Origin of the sequence: Methylomonas sp. MK1 (genome assembly GCF_000365425.1) — a bacterium.
In the GTDB taxonomy this organism is placed as follows: domain Bacteria; phylum Pseudomonadota; class Gammaproteobacteria; order Methylococcales; family Methylomonadaceae; genus Methylomonas.
In genome coordinates this window covers 1,273,725-1,297,698 of the sequence record NZ_AQOV01000002.1, presented here as the reverse complement: position 1 = coordinate 1,297,698, position 23,974 = coordinate 1,273,725, and the positions used below count along the sequence as shown (strand labels likewise).

Here is a 23,974-nt window from a genome sequence, read left to right as displayed (position 1 = left end):
CGAGCCGGTTATTGACACAGCCACTTAAATTCCTTGGAGCCCAAGGGCCGCGTAGCAAACCTAGTCAGGCATCCGGGCTCCCGCCTGTGTGGAGCGACGCTATTTAAGTTCGAATCACTGATCGCTAGTTTTTAGGCAATGTGCTTCCTCGTGCGGCAGGCCATCGACCAGTTCGCCAGCCAGATAGGCGGCCACCGCTTTCAATGGCGATGTCTCGCTGGTGGTATGCAGTTCGGTATTTCTCTCCAGCAGGTTACGCTTTACCCCGTCTCCCGCCGATCCGGCAATCGCTATATCCACATAATGCAGTGGGTGCCGATTGCCGTCGCCGCGCACATGCCATTCGTGCAGGCTGCCAATCTCGGTTAGATCAAGCGTCCAGGCCAGACTCGCCTCCGCTGCTTGTCCAGCAACATAGACCAGCCAGCGCGATGCCCTGCCGGCATGCGGCGCAATATTCCCACCGTTTTCAACAGCTACGGCAATCAGTGTTTCGTTCATCGATTCAGCACCTTTGACAAAGAAAATTTGTTACGGAGTAAATCCCTTCTATTCGAAATAGTCAACGTTATCTGTCAGCAAATATCTTTTTGCGGGTTAACTCCAACGCCTATTTAACAGCACTGAGCGCCGCTCCAGGCTTTATAAACCGCAAGGTCATTCGATCACTTTCGCCAATCGCGGCATATTTGTCTCTATCCTTGCTGCCGTTGCTGAATGCCGGCGGCAAACTCCACACCCCGCCCTCGTGATCTTTGCTGTCCAACGGGTTGGCATTGATCTCGCTGGCAGCCTGTAACACAAAGCCGGCCGCACCGGCCCAAGCAATCAATTGATTTTGGCCGATATAGCCTGAAAAATCGTCGTCCGCCACATCGCCATTTGCCCGGTGCTCCACCAGACCCAGCGTGCCGCCGGGCTTGAGTACGTCGAAAAACCCCTTGAACATCAATGCCACGCTTTCCGCTTCCCGCCAGTTGTGGACATTGCGGAACGTCAATACCACATCCGCTGACGCGGGTGCGCCGAAGGTTGGCTTAGCTTCATCAAAAAGCCGGATCTCCGGACTACCGTATAAGTTTGGCAAGGCTAGAAATTGACGCTCAAGGGCGTTAAGTTGCTTCGCGTAGTAATTCCTGGCGCTTTGCTTGACGGCACTATCAGGGTTTATCACGGCGGCAACGTAATGGCCATTTACTCTGAGCAGAGGCGCCAGAATCTCGGCATACCAGCCATAACCCGGCGTAATTTCGATCACAGTCTGCCCAGGAGTCACGCCGAAAAACGCCAGCGTTTGCAAAGGATGCCGCCACTTGTCGCGAGCGACATTAGCGGGATCTCGCCACTCACCGGCCACAGCCGCTTCCAGTGTCAATGGCGTCTTCGGATTTTCATCCGGCGCTGCACAAGCACTAAGGATGGCAATAGCGGCTACAAGTATGGAAATTCGAATCACGGCAACGTCATTCCAGGTAGTTGAGATTATTAAACCGGTCCTTAAATATCGTCGCTCCCGCCTTCGCGGGAATGACGACTCCAGGGAATTTACAGTAAAAACCAACAACGCCATGATGCGCATTGAGAACGAGCAGCAAAGCTTCCAATTCAAGCCCGCGCACTGTGCTCCAACCAATACAACAGTCGAGCACAAAGGCTGGCGGGATCAAACGGTTTGGAGAGAAAATCATTCATACCCGCTTGCAAACACAATTCACGGTCTTCAGCAAAAGCATTTGCGGTCATCGCAATAATCGGTACATTTTGCCAGCCGTCCAGCAAGCGGATCTGCCGGGTAGCCTCAAGCCCATCCATCACCGGCATCTGCATGTCCATAATCACTAAAGCAAACCGCTGTTGTTTGGCCAGCGCCAGTGCGTCGGCACCATTATCCGCTACCGTGACCTCAAAACCGGCCGCTTCCAGCAGAATGACGCCAACCGCTTGATTGATCGGTTCGTCTTCTACCAGCAACAAACGGGTACCGGCATATTGGCTAAGCAAAATCTGCTCCGCTGTATCGTCGCTGCCATCCAACAATTGCCTGCTGCCGCTAATATGGCTGCCCTTGGTTAACCAAGCGGTAAACCAAAATGTACTGCCGTGTCCTACCGCGCTCGTGGCGTCGGCCTGACCGCCCATTAGCTCAGCGAGCCGTTTGGTAATTGCCAAGCCCAAGCCGGTACCGCCGTGCTTGCGGGTGATGGAAGTATCGATTTGCTCGAACGCGGAGAACAACTTTGGAATCATATCCGACGGGATGCCGCGACCGCTGTCACGCACTTCCACCCTCAACAGCACTTTATCGCCCTGTTCGCTGACCGGGAAAATCCGAACCTGCACAAAACCTTTGTCAGTAAACTTGATCGCGTTGCTGATGTAGTTTATTAACGCCTGACTAAAGCGGATCGGATCTCCACACAATAGATAGTTTAAAGTTGCGCAATCCACGCTTAAGCTCAGGCCTTTGTTTTCAGCCAATTCGTGCATAATCGTCCGGACCTTGGCCGCCGCTTCACCTAAATCAAACTCCACGGATTCCAACACCAACTTTTCTGCCTCGATCTTGGACAAATCGAGAATATCGCTGATCACGCCAAGCAAATGTTGGGCCGAGTCGCCAATCTGCTTCAAGAAATTGGTTTGCTCAGGGTCCGTCACTTTGCGAGACAAAATATGGGTGAGACCGACAATGGCATTGAGCGGGGTGCGAATTTCGTGACTCATGTTGGCCAAAAATGCCGTTTTTGCCTGGTTGGCGGTATCGGCACGCAGATTCGCTTCAACCAGTTCGTCCAAGCGCTGGTGCATCTGCGTAATATCGATATGACACCCCACCATTCGAAGCGGCTCACCGGTTTCCGCCCACTGTACAACCCGACCTGCGCAAATCACCCACACCGTGGAGCCGTTTTTGTGTCGATACCTTACTTCGTTGTAATAAGGTTCTGCACCATGACTGGCCACATGCCGCTCGAACTTTTCGATAACAGCGGGCAAGTCCCCGCTAAAAATTAATTTTTGCCAGGTTTCCGGGACATTAGGGAATTCGTCATCCCCATAACCCAACATAGCTTTAAAGGTATCACTAAAATATTCAGTACCTTTCGGAATATTCCAATCCCAATAGCCCGCAAAAGCCGACTCCAAAAGCCCCTGTAAATGGTTCAACTCTTCCTCTAACAGGGCGTTTTTGCTCAATTGCTCTTCGGATTTTTTCCGCGCGGATATATCGATGACCACACCGATATATTTGATCACACTGCCATCGTCATTCGATAGAGGGCGACCTCGGCACATTAGCCAGCGCGGCTCCTGCCCTTCAGGGAGCACGACCCGCCATTCAGTTTCAAATGGCCCCGAACGAGCGACGGCAGCTGCGTTGATGGCCTCTACCCGCGCAATGTCGTCCGGATGCACCGTTTTCCGCCAAGACGCATAACAGGGTTCGACCGAGCCATAAGGAATGTTATACAAACCCCATAGCTCGTCAGACCAATAATTCCGATTGGTCGCCAATTCCCATTCCCACGAACCGCCCCTGGCTGCGTCCATGGCCAAACGTACGCGTTGCTCGCTGTCGCGTAGCGCTCGCTCTGCTTGCCGCTGAGACGTCACTTCTGTCGCCACCCCGGCGACATAACAACGGCCCTCCACGTCGCAGAAGCTAAACTTGCTACTGTGCCAAATTTGTTCGCACCCATCTTTTTCGATGATCGTTTCATCTATTTCTAAAGCCTGACCCGTCTGCACGACTACCAGGTCATTGGCGCGCAATTCTTCGGCAACGCTTTTCGGCCACATATCAAAGTCGGTTTTGCCCTGCCAGTCTTGGAGCTTAGTATGAAAGCGCTGCTCGAATACTCTATTCAAATACACGTAACGACCGTCTTTGTCTTTAATCCAAGCCGCAGCGGAACTGTTATCCATAAACAGCCGGAAGCGGGCTTCGATATTTCTTTGGGCTTCTTCGGCGGAATACAATTCGGAAATGTCGGAAAAGCTCAACACCGCGCCGGCAATATCGCCCAATTCGTTTTCGAACGGATCAATTTGCATCAAAAAATGAAAATCACCGTGGTGAATCTGTTCCACCACCGACTCGCCACTAGCTACGACGTTGCTTACGTAATCTCGTAACCTGGGTATGGGGATATGACAGGGAATCCCGTACAAAAATTGCCCAATATCGTCCGGGACCAAGCCGAACACGCGGGTAGCGAAGGCGTTGTAGCGCGTGACATGCCCTTCTTTGTCGACCAGGACCAGACTACTCCGCAGGGAGTTTTGAATACTGGTCAGCGTGGCATTGAGCTGGGCAGACTCCACAGACTTGACCCGCAACTCATCGTTTAGTGTGGTTAATTCTTCATTAGAGGCTTGCAGTTCCTCATTGGAGGCCTGTAATTCTTCGCTGGAGCATTGCACTTCCTCCCGCAGTATTTGCAATTCGGTATTGGCGGATTCGAGTTGGTTAATCACGCTGTGCAACAGTTCGCGACTATCCGCCAATTCTCGGCGAATTTGTTCTATTTCGGCGTAGGGTTGTTCGGCTGTTACCAACGTATTTTCGGCTAGCAAAACCGGTGCTACCTCGATAAACGTAATCAAGATGCCAAACGCATGGCTGCCCGGCGTCTGCTCAACCCGCGTCACTTTCGGCCTGACCCGGCATGCTGCGCCATCAATACTTATGTCGAGCGTTACACCCTCGGCAACGTTCAGGTTTTCTTGCATCAACCTGAAACAGAGCGCTTTCAGCTCATTTCGCAACTCGGGCAAACACAGCGAAAACACTGAAAAATCGGTACTTTCTTCAGGCAAACCGAAAAAGCGGCGCCCATTGCCGAAAAAGCGTAAGGGTTCAAAATTATCATTGATCAGCACGCCGGCCGGCGCGAAATCCCGCATCAAAGCATTAATAGCTAGCTCGGTTAACGCTTGCCGATAGTGCGCGTTGCCCATAGTCAACTTGGCTCCGTTGGTTTCGATGGCAGTATTAAACGGCGAATAGCGAAGTACATGCCGCGTTTCCACAGCCCGCCGACGATAGAGTTTGTTACTGCCATCCAATACCTCGAACAAAGGCGAATTTAGCCCTACTGATTCTGATTTTCCCAAAAACAACAAGCCGTCAGGTTTCAGGGCGTAATGAAAAGCGTTGATCAAATCCGATTGCTGCGCCGGTTTGAAATAAATCAGCAAATTCCGGCAACTCACCAAATCCATATTAATGAAGGGTGGGTGATGGATAATGTTGTGCGTGGAAAATATGCATAATTCACGGATGACCGGCTGAATCCGCCAACCGCTCCCCTCATTTTTAAACCAGCGTTGCTGCCGCTCCGCGCCCAAATTGGTCATTTCTCTGGATGTGTATATCCCGGCCCGAGCAAACTCGATGGCTTCATCGCGAATGTCGGTAGCAAACACCCGGACCTCGAAAAGGCTTAACCTGTCGCCCAATATCTCGGCCAAAACCATCGCGATGGAATAAGGTTCTTCACCTGTTGCGCAGCCCGGCACCCAAACCCTGATCGAATCGCCGGCGGCTTTACCAACGATCAAAATCCGCAATGCAGCTTCCATTGCCGCAAAGGCGGTTTCATCCCGAAAGAACGATGATACCGATACCATAAAGCGCTGTTGCAATAGGCTAAGTTCTTCCGGATGTTCTCTGACATAATCGACATAATGTTCCAAGGAGTCGATTTCCAGGCTGCGAAACCGGCGAAATGCCTGGCGACGCAAAGTACCTTCCTTGTAACTGTTTACATCCAGCCCAGTCGTGTGGTGGACCAAACGGATTAATTCGGAAAATGCATTCGCGGAACCCATCACTTCATCGTTCATTACGCCATCGATGTCGTCGGTGTGATTCAACCACTCGGCAATCTGTTGCGAGCTACCCACCAAATCCGCAAAACCTAATTTGATGACCGACTCGGGCATTGCGCTATGCACGGCGTCTGCCGGGTTTTGCAAGATGACCAAGCCTTCGGCCGCGGCCACTGCTTCAGCGCCCAAGGTACCATCGTGTCCCGAGCCGGATAGAACGACGACAATGGCTTTTTCCTGGCGGCTGTCAGCGATGGAACGAAATAATCGATCTATCGACGGTGCGATGGGTTGCGCTTCTTCGGCATGAAACACTAGCAATTTGTCATCCACCACCTCGATATTGTGTCCCGGTGGACAGGCATACAGGTGATCGGGCACTAGTTCAGTACCATCCTGAGCCCAGGAGACCTTGAGCGCACATTTATTCTGCAACAGTTCTATCAGTGAACAGGGCTTATCGGGCGATAGATGGTGAGCCAAAACATAGGCAAATTTCCCTCGCGGCTTTAATGCGGAAATAGCCGGGATTAAGGCCTGTAGCCCACCCGCCGAAGCGCCAATACCGACGACTTCGCACTTTTTTTGTTTTCCCTCGCTGCCCACCAACAACCCCTTCGCTTATTATTTTTATAATGATTATTTACAGCTCAACCACTGGTTGTTGCCGTTTTACCTGGGTAACTTAATCTAATCGCATGCCAGCGACAACAGGTTCAAAATTGCGTTTCAAGGCTATCTCTTCGAAGCGGCAACAACCCCTGAGCCACTCCAAGTTTGCCAGCCTAAGCTTTTGATGTCTTGGGAATCGGCGTTTGAAAACAAAGTAAGCAGCATAGACACATAGACTATACCGCCAAGCCTCAGCCTTTGTGCAGGCAGAAGATGGGCAAATCATCCACCTCTAACTTTCTTTAGCCCGTAAACCGAGCTGCACCGAATAATCGCATTGGGCTTCAAAATCAGCCAACGGTACCGGCCTACCGAACAAGTAGCCCTGATATAAATGACACCCTTGCTGTTCCAAGAATCTCAACTGCTCTTCGGTTTCAACGCCTTCGGCGATACTTTCGATACCCAAGTTGTCGGCCATGCCGATGATGGTTTGCACAATCACCGCATCACTTTGGGACAAGGTAATATTGCGCACGAAGGACTGGTCGATCTTCAACTGATCAATCGGTAACTTGGTCAGATAGTACAGGGACGAATAACCGGTGCCAAAGTCATCCATTGAGAAACGCACGCCAAACTCTCGCAGTCGCTGCATTTTCACAATCGCATCGTCAATGTCATCCAGCACCAAACTCTCGGTGAGCTCAAGTTTCAGCCGATTAGGACTCAAATCGTAGCGCGCCAACGTTCGCTGCACTTGCTCAGCGAAATCCTCTTGATGAAACTGCATGGCACTGACGTTAACCGCAAGCTGTAGCTTAGACTTGAACGGATCGCTTTCCCAAGCTTTGAGCTGGGCGCAAGCCGAGTCCATAACCCATTTGCCTATCGGCAAGATCAAACCGGTGTCCTCAGCCAGTGGAATAAATTCCAAAGGCGAAACCAAACCGCGTTGCGGGTGCTGCCAACGTATCAATACCTCCGCGCCGAGAATCTGACCGGCGTGGTTGACTTGCATCTGGTAATACAGCACCAATTGCCGCTCGCTCAGTGCCACGCGCAAATTGCTTTCCAATACCGCGCGTGTTTCCAAAGCGGCCTGCATGACCGGATCGTAAAACAGCAGCTTGTTACGGCCGCCGCGCTTGGCTTGGTATAGGGCGGTATCGGTGTATTTCAGCAATTCTTCCGCCGTAATAGGTTGATTCCGGAACATGCAGATGCCCATGCTGGCCGAACAATGGTGATCGTATCCCTGCAAAGAATAGGGTTGATCAATAGCAGAAAGGATTTTGCCGGCCAGCTTTTTGGTATGAGCAGACGCCAGCGTTTCTTCCGGGCTCAGACCGTTGAGGATCATCACAAATTCGTCGCCGCCCAGCCTGGCGACGGTATCACCTTCGCGCACACAATCTCGGAGACGTTGGGCGACTTCGATCAGTAGCAAATCGCCAATCGTATGGCCCTTGGTGTCGTTAAGCGCTTTGAAGTTATCCAGGTCGATAAACAAGGCCGCGCCGTGTTTATCATGCCGGGCATTAGTCACTATTGCTTGTTGCAGGCGATCGTAAAGCAGACGGCGATTCGGTAGATTGGTTAGCGGATCGTAAAACGCCAAACGCTCGATCTCCGCTTCCGCTTGTTTTTGGGCCAACGCGCGGCTGAAATTTTCCAAGGCAAAGTTAATATCCATCGACATTTCGACCAACAGGTCGCGCGCAGCATCGTCGAAGGCGTTAACCTCGTCAGCGTATAGTACGAATGCACCGACCACCCTGTCGTTTCTAAGTAACGGCAACGAAGCCGACGCGGCCCAGCCGGCGCGCAAACCTTGTTTTCGCCATGGCACGGTAATCGGATCGTTAATAAAATCCTGGCACCAGTAAGGGCGTTGTTCGCGGATCGCAATGCTGGTAGGACTATGGCCGAAAGCGCTGTCGGTAGCCATGGACATGTCTATCGTGGCCAACTCTTCCGCACCTTTGCCGAAACTGGCGACCGGGCGTATCGAGCACCGATCAGCGGCAAATAAGCCAACCCATGCCATTTTCATACCGCCAAACTCCACGGCGGCGCGGCAGATTCCCAGGAACAATTCGGTTTCGTCGGCGCTGTGTACGATGGCTTTATTGCACTGACTCAAGGCCGCATAGAGCTGCATGTGGCGTTGGACTTTCGCTTCTGCCGCCTTACGCTCGGTCACGTCGCGGGCAATTCCGAGCACGCCTATCGGTTTGCCGTCCTGATTCAACACCGGTGTCTTCAGGGTTTCGAACAAGCCGTAGTAACCGTTATCAGCGAAAGTCAGCCATTCTTCGTTGGCGCAAACCTGGCCGGCGGCCAGGGCTTTGCGATCATTCTCCCGGAAAAAGTCGGCCAGTTCCCTGGAGGTAAACTCGTAATCGGTCTTGCCGACAATGTCGGCTTCCTTGGCACCGTATAAGCGTTCGAATTGCAGATTGCAGGTGATATACACGCCCTGTGGGTCCTTTAACCAGACCAGATCGGGAATAGTGTGCAGCAAGGTATGCATTAGGCTATGAGCCGCCACCAGGTCGTTCAGACTGGTCCTGAGCTTTTTCTCGCTTTCCAGTAGTTGGTGGCTGCGCTGTTCCACCAGTTCTTCCAAATGATTGCGCAAGCGGTCGATTTCCAGATGCGTGCGCACGCGCGCCAGCAACTCCTCACGTTGATACGGCTTGGTGACAAAATCCACCGCGCCGAGCTTGAAGCCTTGGACTTTTTCATCCGGCTCGGACAGCGCACTGATGAAAATAATCGGCACATTGCGGGTATCGGGATGCGCTTTGAGCAAACGGCAAACCTCAAAGCCCCCCATACCGGGCATCAGAATATCCAGCAACACCAAGTCAGGCGGATTGGCGATGGCAAAATTAACCGCCAGCTCGCCGTTTATCGCCGAGCGCACCTCATACCCTTCGGCCTTGAGAAGGTCCGACAGCAACTTCAAAGACGCCGAAGTGTCGTCAACGACCAGAATTTTGCCTGTATTTATCATGATGTTTTAGTTCGTCCCCAGTACCTTGAGTATCGTCGGATACTCATAACTTTCGGCAAGCCGAGTCAATGCCGCGGTCACCCGCAGATCGTACGCCGCAATCTGCTGAATAATGCCACCTATACGCTCGCTATCCAGATTTTTCACCGCCAACTCCAAATCCTCGCGTAAATTCTGCGGCACTACTGCGAGCATCTCCGGGGTCAAAATCAGGTCCTCGGGCAACATTGCCGGCGGGTCGGCATAAACATAGCGCACGCCCAATAGCCGGGTCAGACAGTCGTAGATTTCGTTGGCTCGGTAAGGCTTACAGATTAAGTCGTCCATGCCGGCCGCCATGATATCCGTCCGTTGCTCGGTGAAAGCCGACGCCGTGACCGCCACTATTTTCACCTGTTTGCCGCCCGGCAAGGTTCGAATGATTCTAGTCGCTTCCAAACCATCCATGACGGGCATTTGCCTATCCATCCAGATTAAGTGCGGCTGCCAGCTTTGGAATAATGCCACGCCCAACTCGCCATTTTCGGCTACCTTAACCTGAAAGCCCACCGCTTCCATCAAATTCACCAGCAATAATTGATTCTCCAGCTGATCTTCGATTATCAGAATCCGATAATTATCCTGCCCCGGCATCAGCCCCAGAACCATGCGTTCTTCCAATCGGTACAAATCGGTAATATCGGCTTCCTGCGCCTGCTTCAGCGGCACATCGATCCGAAACAGCGAACCCTTTCCCGGTGTACTTTCCAGACTGATAGAGCCCTTCATCAATTGCACAAATTGCCGGGTGATGCTTAAACCCAACCCCGTGCCTTTGTTGTCGGCAAGCGGCCCGATCTGCACAAAGGGTTCGAAAATGTGCTTTTGGTCTTCAGCCGTAATACCAGGGCCGGAATCCTCCACTTCAATCAACAGATGGGCAATAGCGTTGTTCTTGGTGGACAGGCGTATTACGACCCCACCTTGCTGGGTAAATTTCAACGCGTTGCCCACCAGATTGATCAATACCTGGCGCAAGCGGGCCTGGTCCCCGATGATATAGCGCGGAAATGCCGAAGACTGATCGACGACTAATTGCAGGTTTTTCTCGGCAGCGCGTACCTGCATCATCTTTATCACATCCAGCACCATTTCCCCCAAATCGAACGGCGCCTCTTCCAGTTGGACGCGGCCAGCTTCTATCTTGGCCATTTCCAACACCTCATTGATCAAGTTCAGCAAGTGTTCGCCGCTACGATTGATAATTTCGACGTTGGCGCGATCACTGTCCTGAAGCCGGGAGTTTTTCAGCAGAATGCCGGAAAAGCCGAGAATAGCGTTCATCGGTGTGCGCAGTTCGTGGCTCATATTGGCCAGAAACACACTCTTGGCTTTATTAGCCGCTTCGGCGGCATCGCGAGCCAGCAGCAGTTCAGCCGTGCGTTGCTGTACCGTATCTTCCAACTCATTTCGATAGCGTATCAGTTCGTTTTCCGCGCGTTTGCGATCAGTGATATCGCGGGCAATTTTGGAAGCCCCGACAATTTGGCCTTGCGAATTTCGCAGCGGCGACACCGTTACCGAGACATCAATCAATTGCCCATGCTTACAGCGGCGGACCGTCTCATAATGTCTGATCGATTCTCCGCGTCGCACTCTATCCAGGATTTCCCTCTCTTCATTCCGGCACTCGTCGGGTATCAGGATAGCAATTGAATCGCCGACAATCTCGTCGGCGCTGTAGCCGAACATGCGCTCCGCACCCTTGTTCCAGCTGGTGATGATGCTGTCGAGGGTTTTACCGATGATGGCATCTTCAGTGGATTCAACAATCGCGGCGTATTCAGACAACAATTTCTCGGCGTTTTTTCGCTCGCTAATATCCCGGCAAATTGCCAGGTTGTATATCTTCCCGTCGAACTCAAAGTAGTTACCGGTCACTTCTACCGGGAACACGCGGCCATCACGCGTCCGGTGATGGGTTTCGAATTGCATTTGGCGGCGCACAGACAACTCCGGCCAGAATGTCTCCCACACTTCCGGCGACCAGCCGGGATCAATGTCAAACACGCCCATACCGCTGGTGAGCTCATCACGGCTGTATCCTAGCTTGGTGGCGGCACCCTGGCTCGCATAGAGAAACTTCGGATCGTTCTCCGGCATCAGAAATATGGATTCCTTCACCTGATCCAGGGCAAAAGTCAGCAATTGCAGTTGGTGCTGGGCCTGTTTACGCTCGGTAAGATCGTAGATCAAGCCGACGAATCCGCTGATGCCGCCGCCCTCATTCTGCAAGGCCGTTATGGAAAGATTCACCGGCACGCGTATGCCGTTCTTGCGGATGAAAGTCCACTCGTTTTCTTCGGGTAGATGGCGTTGGGGACGCGCGGTAAAGACTTCGAATCCCGGAGGAATCAAGACACCCAGTTCTTCAGTCAATTTCTGAGCATACCGCTCGACCTCGGCTTTATCATGCCAAAGCGCCGGCGTTTGTTTACCTATCAACTCATCCGCCGTATAACCCAACAAGCGCTCCGCCGCTAAATTGAAGCTGGTGATAGTGCCGTCCGTGGAGGTAGAGACAATAGCGTAGGCCGCATTGTCCAAAATCGTGCGATGAAAGACGTTAAGCCGGGACAGTTCGATTTCGCGTTCCTCCACCGCAGCCATCATCGCGTTGAAACTTTGCGCCAAACGCGCTACCTCATCGGTACCGACGGCAGGCACTCGATGCCGGTAGTCGGCGGATTGCCGAACACGCTCGGTAGCGACTGTTAAGGAAGCAATCGGCCGGATGATAGTGCGTCGCAGCACCGCCAGCTGCCCTAAGGTAGCCGCCAACAGCACCAGCATGCCGGCACCGAATAACCAGAATAACTGGTGCGTTTGCTGACTCAATTGCTCCAAACCCATCACAATGCGCAGACGCCCGCCTTTGCTTAGCCCCTGCAGCAACTCTGCGGTATCGTGGTTTAAATAAATACCATCGGGCAAGGCCGGCATATTCCGCGGCGGCTCGGAGGCGGTGTGGTTGAGGCTGGCCAGCATCCTTCCTATATCCAAAAAAATATCCGCCTCTTGAATTTGCGGATTGGCGCGCAAGGTATCCAGAACTTCCTGAGCCCGCACGGGGTCTTCGAAAGCCACCGCCGCCTCTGTACCCACGGCGACCAACTGCGCGTAAGGTTCCATGATCTGCCGGACGCGTTGTTCCAAGGTCATGCGGTGAAACAGTGCCAGCCCAGCCACAGCCAACACAAAGGCCAACAGCGCCGCCCCCCAAAGCACGGCCGCAAGTCTGTTGTAAATAGTGGCATGGATGGACATGGCTTATCTCATTCGGCGCATCTCGCCGTTTTCCAAAATCTCGCTGGAAACTTCCAACATTTTGGTCTGAATCGTCAAGGAAACCGCTCGGGCTTGGTCGAGGTTGATGCTCATCCGCACCCTATCCGTCACTTCAAATCCTATGACTCCACCGTCCGGCAAGAATTCCGGCTCGTCACTGACCGTCAGAACCGGTTGCTGTTTTAATACAGCCAGCGCCGTGCGCCGTTTTGCGGGATCCGGATAAGTCATGAACACAATCTGACACGGCGGCAACTCTGCCAGGGTAGCGGCGCGAACAATGACAAAAGTACGGCCCTGCTCCGTCCGCCCCCGCAAGGTCGTTTCCAAAATATCGCCAAACGGATCGGGTCCGAGAATTCCGATACACCAAGGCGCATTTCCGGCTGGAAGCGCCTGTTCCGGCCAAACGACGTAATGGGCAAAATTGCGCAGAAAGGCCGCTTTTACTTTGTAGGGGTTATCTACTACCACCTCCTGGCCGACTGCCAACCCGGGCAACAGCAGTAGCGCAACCAGCCAAAGAGCTGCCTTGGCATTGCGCCTCGAACATACCCTATTGCCGGCGCAGTGTTCGCAACACAGCTCCGCATTCGCGCTCAAACCCCTACTCCTTGCGTAACACATCCAGCATAAATCCCAATATCGGCAACATCCAAGGCCCACCGGCTTACCGCAGCGAAACAATACCAATAGTCGGCTAGTTTCATAGTCTTAGCCCCTGCTCAGAACTTCACCGAAAAGTTGATCATCAACTCGCGGGGCCTGCTACGGCTGCTTTGCGAAGGCCGGTATTGTTCGTCAAGCAGGTTTTTGCCCATCAGATCCACGCTCATACTATGCCCTCCCACTTCCCAGGTATAACCAATCAAGGCGTTCAACAAGGCATAAGTTTGCCGCGAGCTAGCCGGGCTATCGGGTAACAAAGTCTGATCGAAGACCAGATTGACACCGCCGCCCAGATGCAGGCCGCGCAGCGCCTCCACACTAAAGTCATAACGCGTCCACAGGTTGGCCAGATGCGGCGCGCTCATTTGCAGCGGAGCGTTGTGGAAACGATTGACGTTCTTGTAGTTAGCCCGCCCAGCCGCGTCGAGCGTGCTGGGATCTTGGGCGAGGATGGCATGGTCCCGACCGCTGAATTCAGTGATCCTGGCGTCCATGTAGCTGTAGGATAGATACAGTTGCCAGTCGTCTGTCAGTTTAGCGGTGGCGTCCCATTCAATACCCCTGGAACGCTGTTCGCCGCTTTGCAGACCGTAGATGGTGATGCCGCCGGCGGAGTTGGTCAACGCCATATCGTTGACGATGTTTTTATTTAAGATCTCGAAGTAAGTCAGCGTGCTGGACAACCGACCGCCAAACCAGTCGGCCTTAATGCCGACATCGTAGCCCCAGCCCTCGGTCGGCTTAGGAATCGACGAGGTGCCATCGAGATTGTTGACCGGAAAAGTGCCGGGCACAAAGGATTCGGCGTAGCTGGCGAACAACGACCATTCGGGTGTCAGTTTGTAGAGTAGGCCATATTGGGGTGTGACCGTGCTCGCGGTGGAAGCTTGCGCCTGGCTGGTCTGGCGGTTTGTGTATTGGCTTTCTGTCGAAGTCCAGCGCCAACCGGTCAACAACAACAATCGGTCATCGAAAAAACCGAAGGTAGAGCTGCCGTAGACCGATTTGTCCACCGCATTCAAATTCTCGTCCGAGCCGCTGGTCGTCAGCCGGGATAAGGGTATCGCCGTATCGCGGTTCCAGGTGCGGGGATTGCCAAGATCCCACAAAGGCAAGGGCGAAGCGGTGGGAATGCTGCCCAAGGCCGGATCGTTAGGCGCCTGGCCGGCAGTGCGATGGAAGTTGCGATCGATGTATTGACCGCCCAGCAGCAAGCGCAGACTGGCGAAGCCCAGGTCATACTTGCCGACGCCTTGCAGTTCTATCGTGTCGTCACGGTTGCTATAGGCTTGCTGCCTGACCCGGCGACCCTGCATCAACGTGGTGTTATTACTCATGCCCAAGTTACCGGTAAACAACGCATCGACATCGTATTCCAGATGCGAATAGCCGGTACGCAGATTCCAGTGTTCGTCGGCCTTAAAGTCCATCCAGGTACTGAGATTATGGGTGTTGCTATGCCGATAGTCGCTGTAGGCCATGCTGTTCCAATTATTAGGCAAGCCCGGAACATCGACGCCGGAGAGGTTGGGGTCCGCGGCAGAAGGCAACGCGCCGGCCTGGGTGCTGTAGCCGGGCTTTTGCATCAGCTGGGGCTCTTCAATTTTTTCGAAGTTTTCGTATTTTAACGAGACACTTAGGCGGTCGCTCGGTTGCCAAAGCAAGGAAGGCGAGATATTCCAGGAATGCGCATCGTAGGGCTCCCAGTAATGCATATCCTGGTCGTAGGACGCCGCCAACCGGTAGGACAAGGTTTTTGTAGCCGGTCCAGTGACGTCAACGTCGAAACGGTACTCGCCGTAGGAGCCGTAACGCGCATCCGCGTTAGCAGCAAACCGCCGCTGCGGGTTTTTGGTGATGACGTTGACAATACCGCCCGGTGCGACCTGACCGTACAGAAACGATGCCGGCCCCTTGACCACTTCAAGCCGCGAGATATTAGTGAAATCCAGAATGGACGGACCGTGGACGCCGTCGCGCAGCGTGTGGATATTGCCGCCGGCCAGAGAACCCACTGCGAAGCCGCGAATCGCCAGATTGGCGTTGCCTTCGTTGAAGTCGTTGCTGCGGTAAGTGACTCCTGGCGAATATCGGGCTATGTCGAAAATATCGCGGGGCTTTTGATCCTTGATGAAGGACTCGGTGAAAGCTTGCAGCGCAAACGGCAAGTCGCTGATCGGTGCATCGAAACGAGAGCCGGACACCGAATTCGAGGCGAGGTACCCGCTATCGAGCTGCGAGGAGACATCGAACGGCGACACCTTGACATTCACCAGCTCAACCAGATCCATATCCGCAACATCCCTGCTGGCGTCATCGGCCTGTTCGGCAAGATTGGTGTCGATAACGGTATCGTCAGCCGCTTTCAAATCAGCCGAAAACGTCTGGCCAGCCTGGGAATCAGCTTCGAAGTCGCCGCCGAATTCCGCCGCCATCGTTACGGGCTGACGCAACACACTAAACACAAAAACCAGTCTGATAGCCAAGCCGACGCCAAATTGAGACCAACAGTCTTTCATTTTGCATCCCCCCTCAGTGATTTATTAACCCGGCCCTTAAACATTGCCTACACCGGCCTGGACTTCGACGAACTCAGCCCGAATGGCATCCCCGTGATCAATAGGGCCGGGTAAATAACGAAGATCTAGTTATTCTTTTTTGAAACCGCGGGACAACGCCCGCCGTTCGCTAATCAGCTTAGTTCAGTTGGCTACGGAGGGCAATTTCTACGAACAAGGGGAATGGCGTTTCTTGCAACCACCTGGCGAGAAGGAAGAAACGACGGTGTGTGTAGACAGCTGCCGCTGTCTATTTGGCCTGACTCAACACAGAAGCCAAATTGACGCCCTTAGGACTGGAGATACACAAAATGATAGGCCCGACGCTGAGCATTGCCAGCTTGTTGACGGCGCCGACAATGACGATCTGTTCGATCTCGCCCAGACCCAGCGAGGTTTCACCGTGCTGCGCTGCACGAATGGTTTCCTGAATAATCGCCCCGAACGCATCCATATTGGACGCTTCGGCGGATTGGGCCAGAATCAGGCCGTCGTGGTAGGCTGCACAAGCGCTTACGCCATCGATCTTGACCACTTTATCCACCACAGACTGCACGGCGTCGATAAATGCCGCGCGCTTTAGGCGGGTAGCTTCGCTGACATTGACGATGTCGGCCGCAGGTTGTCGGCGCGCGGCGAGATAGTCGTCGGCGAGCGTATCGAGCTGCGCCAACTGCGATTCAAACCAATGCATATTCAGGCTCTAGGCAGCGGTTAATTGGCCAGATAACTGGTGAACAATTTTTTCAATACCGGAATGGTTTCTTTTAATTCAAACCGCACCCGGCCCAACAAGGCTTCCCGCTGGGTTACCAGAGCCAAAATGAAGCCCCCGTCAATCGGCGTGGATAAAATATAACCATCGTTGTTTTCGCAAATCACCATATTGGTCAAATGATGGCCGACGTGTTGCGCCGCTTTCGCCGCCGCGCCGAATACCACCTGCACGGAGGCGCCGATGGCGTCGGTGTTGATTTCGAAATCGCGGTGGATATGCGTGACAAAGCCGTCGCTGTCGACAATGGCCGCCGCCGATACGCCCTGGATGTTCATCAGATTACGCAAAATGGAATCGATTTCGTTGTTCTGAGATTTTCGCGGGTCGAGAAATTGGACATTACTACTCATGCTGCTCTCCTGATTCTTTTAATAATTATCAACCTACAGTAAATCGACGCGGATTAAACAAGTCTTGTCGCCCAGCGCATTGCACTTGGTTTCGGTCGCCTTCACATTGCGATTGAAAAAGGTTCTGACGATGCCGCCGACCATGCCGGCTTCGAAATGGCAGATAGGCGCAGACACATGATGGATACCGGCACAGGAAACGCATTCGTCCACCCTTAACTCCAACACCCCCGCTGACAAGTCCACTTTATCCGGCACTACCAAGCCAATGCTGAGCTGTCGGCACAGCAATTTGATTTTGCCGACATAGGTTTCCAGGTCTTTATCGATATTGGCGGCGGCAATCTGCCCCATGGCCAAGCCCAAACTCTGGCCGGAATGGTAAACCAGCGACGGCGCGCCCTGCCCTAATATGTCTTCCACGTTCGATCCCAGCGCCACCATGCGCAGAGCTTGAAACAAGCGGATTGGAATTAAGGGCCCCAAATCTTTGCGGTTTTCGATATCGAACTCGCCTGAAATAATGCCGTCGAGAATTTGCTGTTGGGCTATCTGATAGTCTGATTTACTGTTTTGTATCATGGCGTCTACCCTCTTCAATTCGGTTAATTATCCACACACTGCAATTCGACCCGACGATTTAAGGCCTGGCCCTCTTTGGTATCGTTCGGCGCCGCCGGTTTTCTCATGCCCTCCGATGCGGTGAAGATGGCTGTTGAGCCGATACCTTTGGCGATCAACAGTTTTTTAACGGCATTGGCCCGCGCCAAGCCCAACTGTAAGTTGGCGGCATCGCTACCCAAATTGCAGGTATGCCCGATCAGCTTTATCCGCTTCTGGCAGCCTTTGGCCGCGCTCAATAGTTCGTTGCCGCTATTAGCTGATTCCGGCGTCAATTTGCTGGAATCGAATTTGAAATACACGGTAAAAGGCGTCGTGACAGACGTTTGCGCAACGGTATCCGGTGACGCTTTGGGAATACCCGCCGCGGTCGGTTCGGTGGGTAACTCAGGCAATGCGTCAGGGGTCTGAATGTCGGCATCGCCGGCGGCCGATTGTTGTGCGTTTTGATTTGCTGCAAGCGCGTGATCCGATTTAGCCTCGGCAACCATTGTTGGAGCCGCTTCGGCTGGGGGCTGCGGCGCTGGGGTATCAGCATTTTCCGCGGCTACAAGCAGCTCTGACGCCGGGCTTTTGACTGGCGTTGCCTGATTATTTAGGGCTGCGGTCTGGGTAACGGCTTCCGGCTTTTGCGTTAAATCCGGCACAAATACCGCAAGCAAGGCCAGTGAACCAATCACACCAAGCAACCATGGCACATTGCTGTGCATAGGCTTTTTTAGGGTTTTGTCTGATTTGCCTTGCGGATTGCCGGATTTAAGCCGCGCTTTGTCCGTAGACGGAATGATGCCATCCAGGCCGTCGTGATCGAGTGATCGAGGTTTTTTCATGGAATTCCCTTAAGTTCCGTTTGCCAAGCCTGCTGAATATTTGCAGGGAGAGTGTGAGCAGGCACCGACTTAAATTTGTTGGACTATCATATGCAAGTTTCCATGCATAATCAAAGTTCATGCTGGTTCAAATAATTAAATCTTAGGATTTGACACTTAAATACTTAAGTGAATCCTGAAATCAAGCTGATCCAGTAGCATCGAAAGCTTGCGAATTAAACATTTATTCCAATGAACTTCGCTACACTTGATAATTATGACCGCAAAGAACGCCCCCGCTTAAGCAAGGATGGCTAACATCCTGATATCGATTTCGAGAATACGCTATGCCAGAAAAAACCGCGCCAAATTCCCCGCAAGCCCACACCAGTAACGACCTACCCGGTTGCAACCGTTGCCGAGACTTGGAGGAACTGGATTTCGACTTTAGTTTTGCCTATCAACCCATCGTCAATTTTTTTGCCCGAACCATTTTTGCTCACGAAGCCCTGGTGCGCGGCGTTAACGGCGAATCGGCCGCATCGATATTAGGCAAAGTGACCGATGCCAACCGCTATCGCTTCGACCAAAACTGCCGGATTAAAGCTGTGGAAGGCGCAGCGAGATTGGGTATCCAAGAATTTGTGTCGATTAATTTCATGCCGAATGCCGTTTACCAACCCGAAGCCTGCATCCGCTCGACTTTTGAGGCTGCGCAACGCTACAACTTTTCCAAAGACCGCATCATTTTCGAAGTGGTCGAGGGAGAGGATGTGTCCGACCGTCCGCATTTAATCGATATATTCACCGAATACCGGCGCTTCGGGTTTAAAACCGCAATCGACGATTTCGGCGCGGGCTACGCCGGCCTGAACCTGCTCGCCGAATTCCAGCCGGATGTACTGAAACTGGACATGGATTTAGTACGCGACATCAATCTCAGTAAGCCCAAGCAGGCGATTGTCGCCGGGGTTGTGCAAATCTGCCGCGAACTCGGCATTGAAGTGCTGGCGGAAGGCATTGAAACCAAGGCTGAGCGCGATTTTCTGTTGGCCTGCGGCGTCACGCTATTTCAAGGTTACTTATTCTGCAAACCCGCATTTCAGGCTATCGGCCAAATCAATGCGGATGCCTGGTCTTAGCAGTAAATCAGCCAATTAAAGCCTTACCGCCTGGCGTTTAGCGCCCCAATCGCCCGGTAAGGGATTGAATACGCCCGCGCAGGAACTACCGCAAAACCGGCAATTGCCGGCGGCATCCAAATTCCAATCCGACAACTCATACCAATCGCGACCGATCAAAATTTTGCCGCAACTATAGCAATAAGTGCTCTCCGCCGACTTGTCGTGAACATTGCCGACATAGGCGTAACGCACGCCGTTTTTCAAGGCAATGCTGCGCGCCAGCAATAATGTGGATCGCGGCGTGGGCGGCGTATCCGTCATTTTCCAATCCGGATGAAACGCAGTGAAATGCATGGGTACATCCGCTCCCAAATGCTCGACCACCCATTGCGTCATGGCTTCCAACTCCGTCTCGGAATCGTTTGCGCCGGGAATCAGCAACGTAGTCAACTCCAACCAGACCGGGGTTTCGTGTTTTAAATATTGCAGCGTTTCCAGCACCGCTTGCAAATGGCCGCCGGTGATCTTGTGGTAAAAATCTTCGGAAAAAGCTTTTAGATCGACATTGGCGGCATCCATGTAGCGATAAAACTCGGCGCGCGGCTCCGCACAGACATAGCCGGCCGTGACCGCCACAGACTTCAAACCCAGCTCCCGGCAGGCTTGAGCCGTATCGATGGCGTATTCGTGGAAAATCACCGGATCGTTGTAGGTATAGGCGACGCTGCTGCAAGCGTGTTCCAGCGCGGCTCTGGCTATTGCTTCCGGCGAGGCCAGGCTCATCAGCGTATCCATCTCCCGCGACTTGCTGATGTCCCAATTCTGGCAAAACTTGCAGGCCAAATTGCAGCCGGCGGTACCAAAGGAAAAAATCGGCGTGCCGGGTAGAAAATGGTTCAGTGGTTTTTTCTCGATAGGATCGATGGCAAAACCGCTGGAGCGGCCGTAACTGGTCATCACGATTTGACTGTGCAGATTCTGCCGCACAAAACACAAGCCGCGCTGGCCTTCATGCAATTTGCAAAAGCGCGGACACAAGTCGCACTGCACTTTGCCGTCCGCCACAACATGCCAATAATGGGTGGCTGCGGTATCCGCGCTGAGTAAAGTAGTCATGGCGATGCTCCTTGAACCCCAAGCATAAAATCGGGTCGTTATCTGCAAGAGTTAGCAGTAGAATAAACCCTGGGCGAGCGTGGTATTCAATTTTTTGATAGGCCGCGGTCCACCCGGCCTCTGATCGTATTAAAACTTTAAAAAAAAAGGATCAGCGCATGAACAGAAAACCCGCCGTGGCAGGACGGTTTTATCCTGCCCACCCCCAGCAACTCCATGACGCGGTGTCCGGCTATTTACAGGACGTCAGCCAATCGGGCAAAGTACCCAAAGCCATGATCGTGCCGCATGCCGGCTACATTTATTCCGGGCCGATAGCGGCTACCGCCTATGCCCGTTTGAAGCCGGCCGCTGCCAGTATTACCCGCGTGGTACTGATCGGTCCCTCACATCGCGTGGCTTTTCGCGGTCTGGCTGTCAGTAGAACCCACGCTTACACCACACCGCTCGGCGATGTCGAGGTAGATAAAGCCGCCATCGAAGCCTTATTGAATTTGCCGTTTGTCGAATACATTGAACAAGCCCACACCCTGGAACATAGCCTGGAAGTACATCTGCCGTTTTTGCAGGCCGTGTTACAGCAATTCACATTGGTCCCCATCGTGGCCGGCGACGCCAGTCCCGAGCAAGTCAGTCAGGCGCTGGAGCTGTTGTGGGGCGGCGATGAAACCTTACTGGTCATCAGTTCCGACCTAAGCCATTATCACGACTACGACACCGCCAAACGCCTGGACCAGGCGACCAGCCGAATGATAGAGCATTTGCAATACACCGAAATCTGCGGCGAGGCCGCCTGCGGCAAGGTGCCGGTCAACGGCTTGTTGAAACTACTGAAACAAAAAGGCCTGTCTATTAAAACCATAGATCTGCGCAATTCCGGCGACACGGCCGGCGACAAACAGCAAGTCGTGGGGTACGGCGCCTATGTCGTTGACTAAAACCTTGCAAACTCGGTTGCTGGAACTAGCCCGGCAATCCATAGCCCACGGCCTGCAAACCGGTCGGCCGTTACCGGTCGATTTGGAGAGCTATCCAGCGGAATTACGCGAAATCTGCGCGACTTTCGTCACGCTGGAACTCCGCGGCCAATTGCGCGGTTGTATCGGCATGCTGGAAGCGGTAAGGCCTTTGGCGGAAGATGTGGCGGAAAACGCCTTTGCGGCCGCTTTCCGGGATCGGCGTTTTCCGCCGCTGGCTGCCGAGGAACTGGCCGATCTTGATCTGCATATTTCCGTACTTAGCCCCGCCGTCGCGATGAAATTCGCTTCGGAAGCGGATCTGATTGCACAACTTCGCCCCGGCATCGACGGCATCATCTTGCAGGAAGACGGACGGCGCGGCACTTTCCTGCCCTCGGTATGGGACGATTTACCCGATCCCGCCCAGTTTTTACAACACCTAAAACAAAAGGCCGGCTTACCCGCCGCCTATTGGTCGGACACGATGCAAGCCTATCGTTATACCACCGAGATGTTCGGCTAACTGTCAACCGTTTCGTGCGCCACCAACCCAAGTAAATCCGGCCTTGGCGGCCTTTGATCTTGTTCCGAACCGGCAACGAACATTATAATAGCGGCATTTTCGACTGATCCGGGCCCAGAGTTTCCTGCAACGTGCGTTTATTTTGCGCGCTGAAATCGACATGCCAAAGCCGATCAACCCTCTTCTTCATTCCTGGTATCACTGATGAAAAATCAAAATTACAAACCTTGCGACCTGGTGATTTACGGCGCATTGGGTGATCTATCGAAACGAAAGTTACTGATTTCGTTGTATCGTCTGGAAAAATCCAATTTGCTGGAAGCCGATACCCGCATTATCGGCGTTGATCGACTGGAGGAAACCAGCGAAGGCTTCGTCCAAATTGCTCATAACAGCCTGAAATCGTTCTTACACAAAGAGATAAACCCCGAAATCTGGGGCCGGCTGTCGCAAAGATTATCGTATCTGAAAATCGACCTGACTCAACCGGAGCAATATCTACAGTTGAATGCCGCAGTTGATCCGGAAAAGCGGGTGATGGTCAACTATTTCGCCGTGGCGCCGTTTCTATTCAAAAGCATTTGCCAGGGCCTGCAAAGTTGCGGCGTATTGACCGCCGAATCGCGGATGGTCATGGAAAAACCCATCGGCCATGACCTGAAATCGTCCAAGGAAATCAACGACGTCGTCGAAGAAGTATTCCAGGAAGATCAGGTCTACCGAATCGACCATTACCTGGGCAAAGAAACGGTATTGAACCTGCTGGCCCTGCGTTTCGCCAATTCCATTTTTACCACCAACTGGAACCACAACACCATCGACCATATTCAGATCACAGTGGGCGAGGATATTGGCATCGAAGGCCGCTGGGAATACTTTGATAAAACCGGCCAGCTGCGGGACATGCTGCAAAACCATTTGCTGCAGATTCTGACTTTCGTGGCGATGGAGCCGCCGGCCGATCTGGAAGCGGAAAGCATCCACATGGAAAAAATCAAGGTATTAAAAGCCTTACGGCCGATTACTGCGCGCAATGTCGAAGAGAAAACCGTGCGCGGCCAATATACCGCCGGTTTCATCAAAGGCGCGGCGGTGCCGGGTTACCTGGAAGAGGAAGGTGCCAACAAAGAAAGCACCACCGAAAGCTTCGTGGCGATTCGGGTGGACATCGACAACTGGCGCTGGGCCGGCGTGCCGTTTTATATGCGTACCGGCAAACGCATGCCCAATAAGCGTACCGAAATCGTCGTCAACTTCAAGCAGTTGCCGCATAACATCTTTAAGGACAGCTTCCGCGATTTGCCGGCCAACAAACTGGTGATCCATTTACAGCCCAACGAAGGCGTGGACGTGGTGATGCTGAATAAGGTACCTGGCATAGACGGCAACATCAAGTTGCAACAAACCAAGCTGGACTTGAGTTTCTCGGAAACCTTCAAGAAGAACAGCATCTTCGGTGGCTATGAAAAACTGATTCTGGAAGCCCTGCGCGGCAACCCGACGCTGTTTTTAAGCCGCGAGGAAATCGAGCAAGCCTGGGCCTGGGTCGATTCGATCCAAGACGCCTGGGAACAAAGCCACAGCGCTCCAAAATCTTACCCGGCGGGCAGCTGGGGGCCGATTGCCTCAGTGGCATTATTGGCCCGCGACGGCCGTTCCTGGGAAGAGTAA

The 23,974-nt window shown here is 53.1% G+C and carries 16 protein-coding genes; 4 read left to right on the top strand and 12 right to left on the bottom strand.

The features are described from left to right. Positions 1–114 precede the first annotated feature (114 nt). From G006_RS0122725 to G006_RS27330, 11 genes are all read right to left on the bottom strand, one after another. Positions 115–501: a NifB/NifX family molybdenum-iron cluster-binding protein gene (locus G006_RS0122725; RefSeq protein ID WP_020485528.1), complete on the bottom strand. Its 387-nt coding sequence runs from the start codon at positions 499–501 to the stop codon at positions 115–117. A 109-nt stretch (positions 502–610) separates the two neighbouring features. Further along, entirely contained in the window at positions 611–1,456 is an 846-nt protein-coding gene (locus tag G006_RS0122720) for a class I SAM-dependent methyltransferase (RefSeq protein ID WP_026147241.1), read from the bottom strand. 149 nt (positions 1,457–1,605) lie between these two features. Continuing rightward, positions 1,606–6,441: a CheR family methyltransferase gene (locus G006_RS27335; protein WP_160167695.1), complete on the bottom strand. Its 4,836-nt coding sequence runs from the start codon at positions 6,439–6,441 to the stop codon at positions 1,606–1,608. A gap of 298 nt (positions 6,442–6,739) precedes the next feature. Continuing rightward, the gene (locus G006_RS0122705) at positions 6,740–9,469 is read right to left on the bottom strand and encodes an EAL domain-containing protein (RefSeq protein ID WP_020485524.1); all 2,730 of its coding nucleotides are present in this window, start codon (positions 9,467–9,469) and stop codon (positions 6,740–6,742) included. Positions 9,470–9,475: 6 nt separating this feature from the next. After that, entirely contained in the window at positions 9,476–12,775 is a 3,300-nt protein-coding gene (locus G006_RS0122700; protein WP_020485523.1) for a PAS domain S-box protein, read from the bottom strand. A 3-nt stretch (positions 12,776–12,778) separates the two neighbouring features. Next, positions 12,779–13,399: a YfiR family protein gene (locus G006_RS0122695; RefSeq protein WP_020485522.1), complete on the bottom strand. Its 621-nt coding sequence runs from the start codon at positions 13,397–13,399 to the stop codon at positions 12,779–12,781. Between the two features lie 122 nt (positions 13,400–13,521). After that, positions 13,522–15,984 carry a TonB-dependent siderophore receptor gene (locus G006_RS0122690; RefSeq protein ID WP_020485521.1) on the bottom strand — a complete coding sequence of 821 codons (2,463 nt, stop codon included), beginning with the start codon at positions 15,982–15,984 and terminating at the stop codon, positions 13,522–13,524. 289 nt (positions 15,985–16,273) lie between these two features. Next, positions 16,274–16,717: a roadblock/LC7 domain-containing protein gene (locus G006_RS0122685; protein ID WP_020485520.1), complete on the bottom strand. Its 444-nt coding sequence runs from the start codon at positions 16,715–16,717 to the stop codon at positions 16,274–16,276. A 20-nt stretch (positions 16,718–16,737) separates the two neighbouring features. Beyond that, positions 16,738–17,151: a roadblock/LC7 domain-containing protein gene (locus G006_RS0122680; RefSeq protein WP_020485519.1), complete on the bottom strand. Its 414-nt coding sequence runs from the start codon at positions 17,149–17,151 to the stop codon at positions 16,738–16,740. A 33-nt stretch (positions 17,152–17,184) separates the two neighbouring features. Beyond that, positions 17,185–17,733: a V4R domain-containing protein gene (locus G006_RS0122675; protein WP_020485518.1), complete on the bottom strand. Its 549-nt coding sequence runs from the start codon at positions 17,731–17,733 to the stop codon at positions 17,185–17,187. A 23-nt stretch (positions 17,734–17,756) separates the two neighbouring features. Further along, positions 17,757–18,602, bottom strand: coding sequence for an OmpA family protein (locus tag G006_RS27330; protein WP_020485517.1), 846 nt, complete (start codon positions 18,600–18,602; stop codon positions 17,757–17,759). A gap of 326 nt (positions 18,603–18,928) precedes the next feature. Between G006_RS27330 and G006_RS0122665 the strand changes: the two genes are divergently transcribed. Beyond that, on the top strand, positions 18,929–19,723 hold the full coding sequence (locus G006_RS0122665) for an EAL domain-containing protein (RefSeq protein ID WP_020485516.1): 795 nt from the start codon (positions 18,929–18,931) through the stop codon (positions 19,721–19,723). Between the two features lie 15 nt (positions 19,724–19,738). Here G006_RS0122665 and amrS read toward each other — a convergent pair whose 3' ends face one another. After that, positions 19,739–20,821, bottom strand: a complete 1,083-nt coding sequence (amrS, locus tag G006_RS0122660) for an AmmeMemoRadiSam system radical SAM enzyme (protein WP_020485515.1) — start codon at positions 20,819–20,821, stop codon at positions 19,739–19,741. 158 nt (positions 20,822–20,979) lie between these two features. Between amrS and amrB the strand changes: the two genes are divergently transcribed. The 3 genes from amrB to zwf all read left to right on the top strand — a co-directional run bounded on the left by amrB (position 20,980) and on the right by zwf (position 23,974). Then, complete coding sequence (gene amrB, locus G006_RS0122655; protein ID WP_020485514.1) at positions 20,980–21,759, top strand: AmmeMemoRadiSam system protein B; 780 nt, start codon at positions 20,980–20,982, stop codon at positions 21,757–21,759. Beyond that, complete coding sequence (amrA, locus tag G006_RS0122650; protein WP_020485513.1) at positions 21,746–22,303, top strand: AmmeMemoRadiSam system protein A; 558 nt, start codon at positions 21,746–21,748, stop codon at positions 22,301–22,303. The genes amrB and amrA overlap by 14 nt, the downstream gene beginning before the upstream one ends. Positions 22,304–22,507: 204 nt before the next feature. Next, entirely contained in the window at positions 22,508–23,974 is a 1,467-nt protein-coding gene (gene zwf / locus G006_RS0122645; protein WP_020485512.1) for a glucose-6-phosphate dehydrogenase, read from the top strand.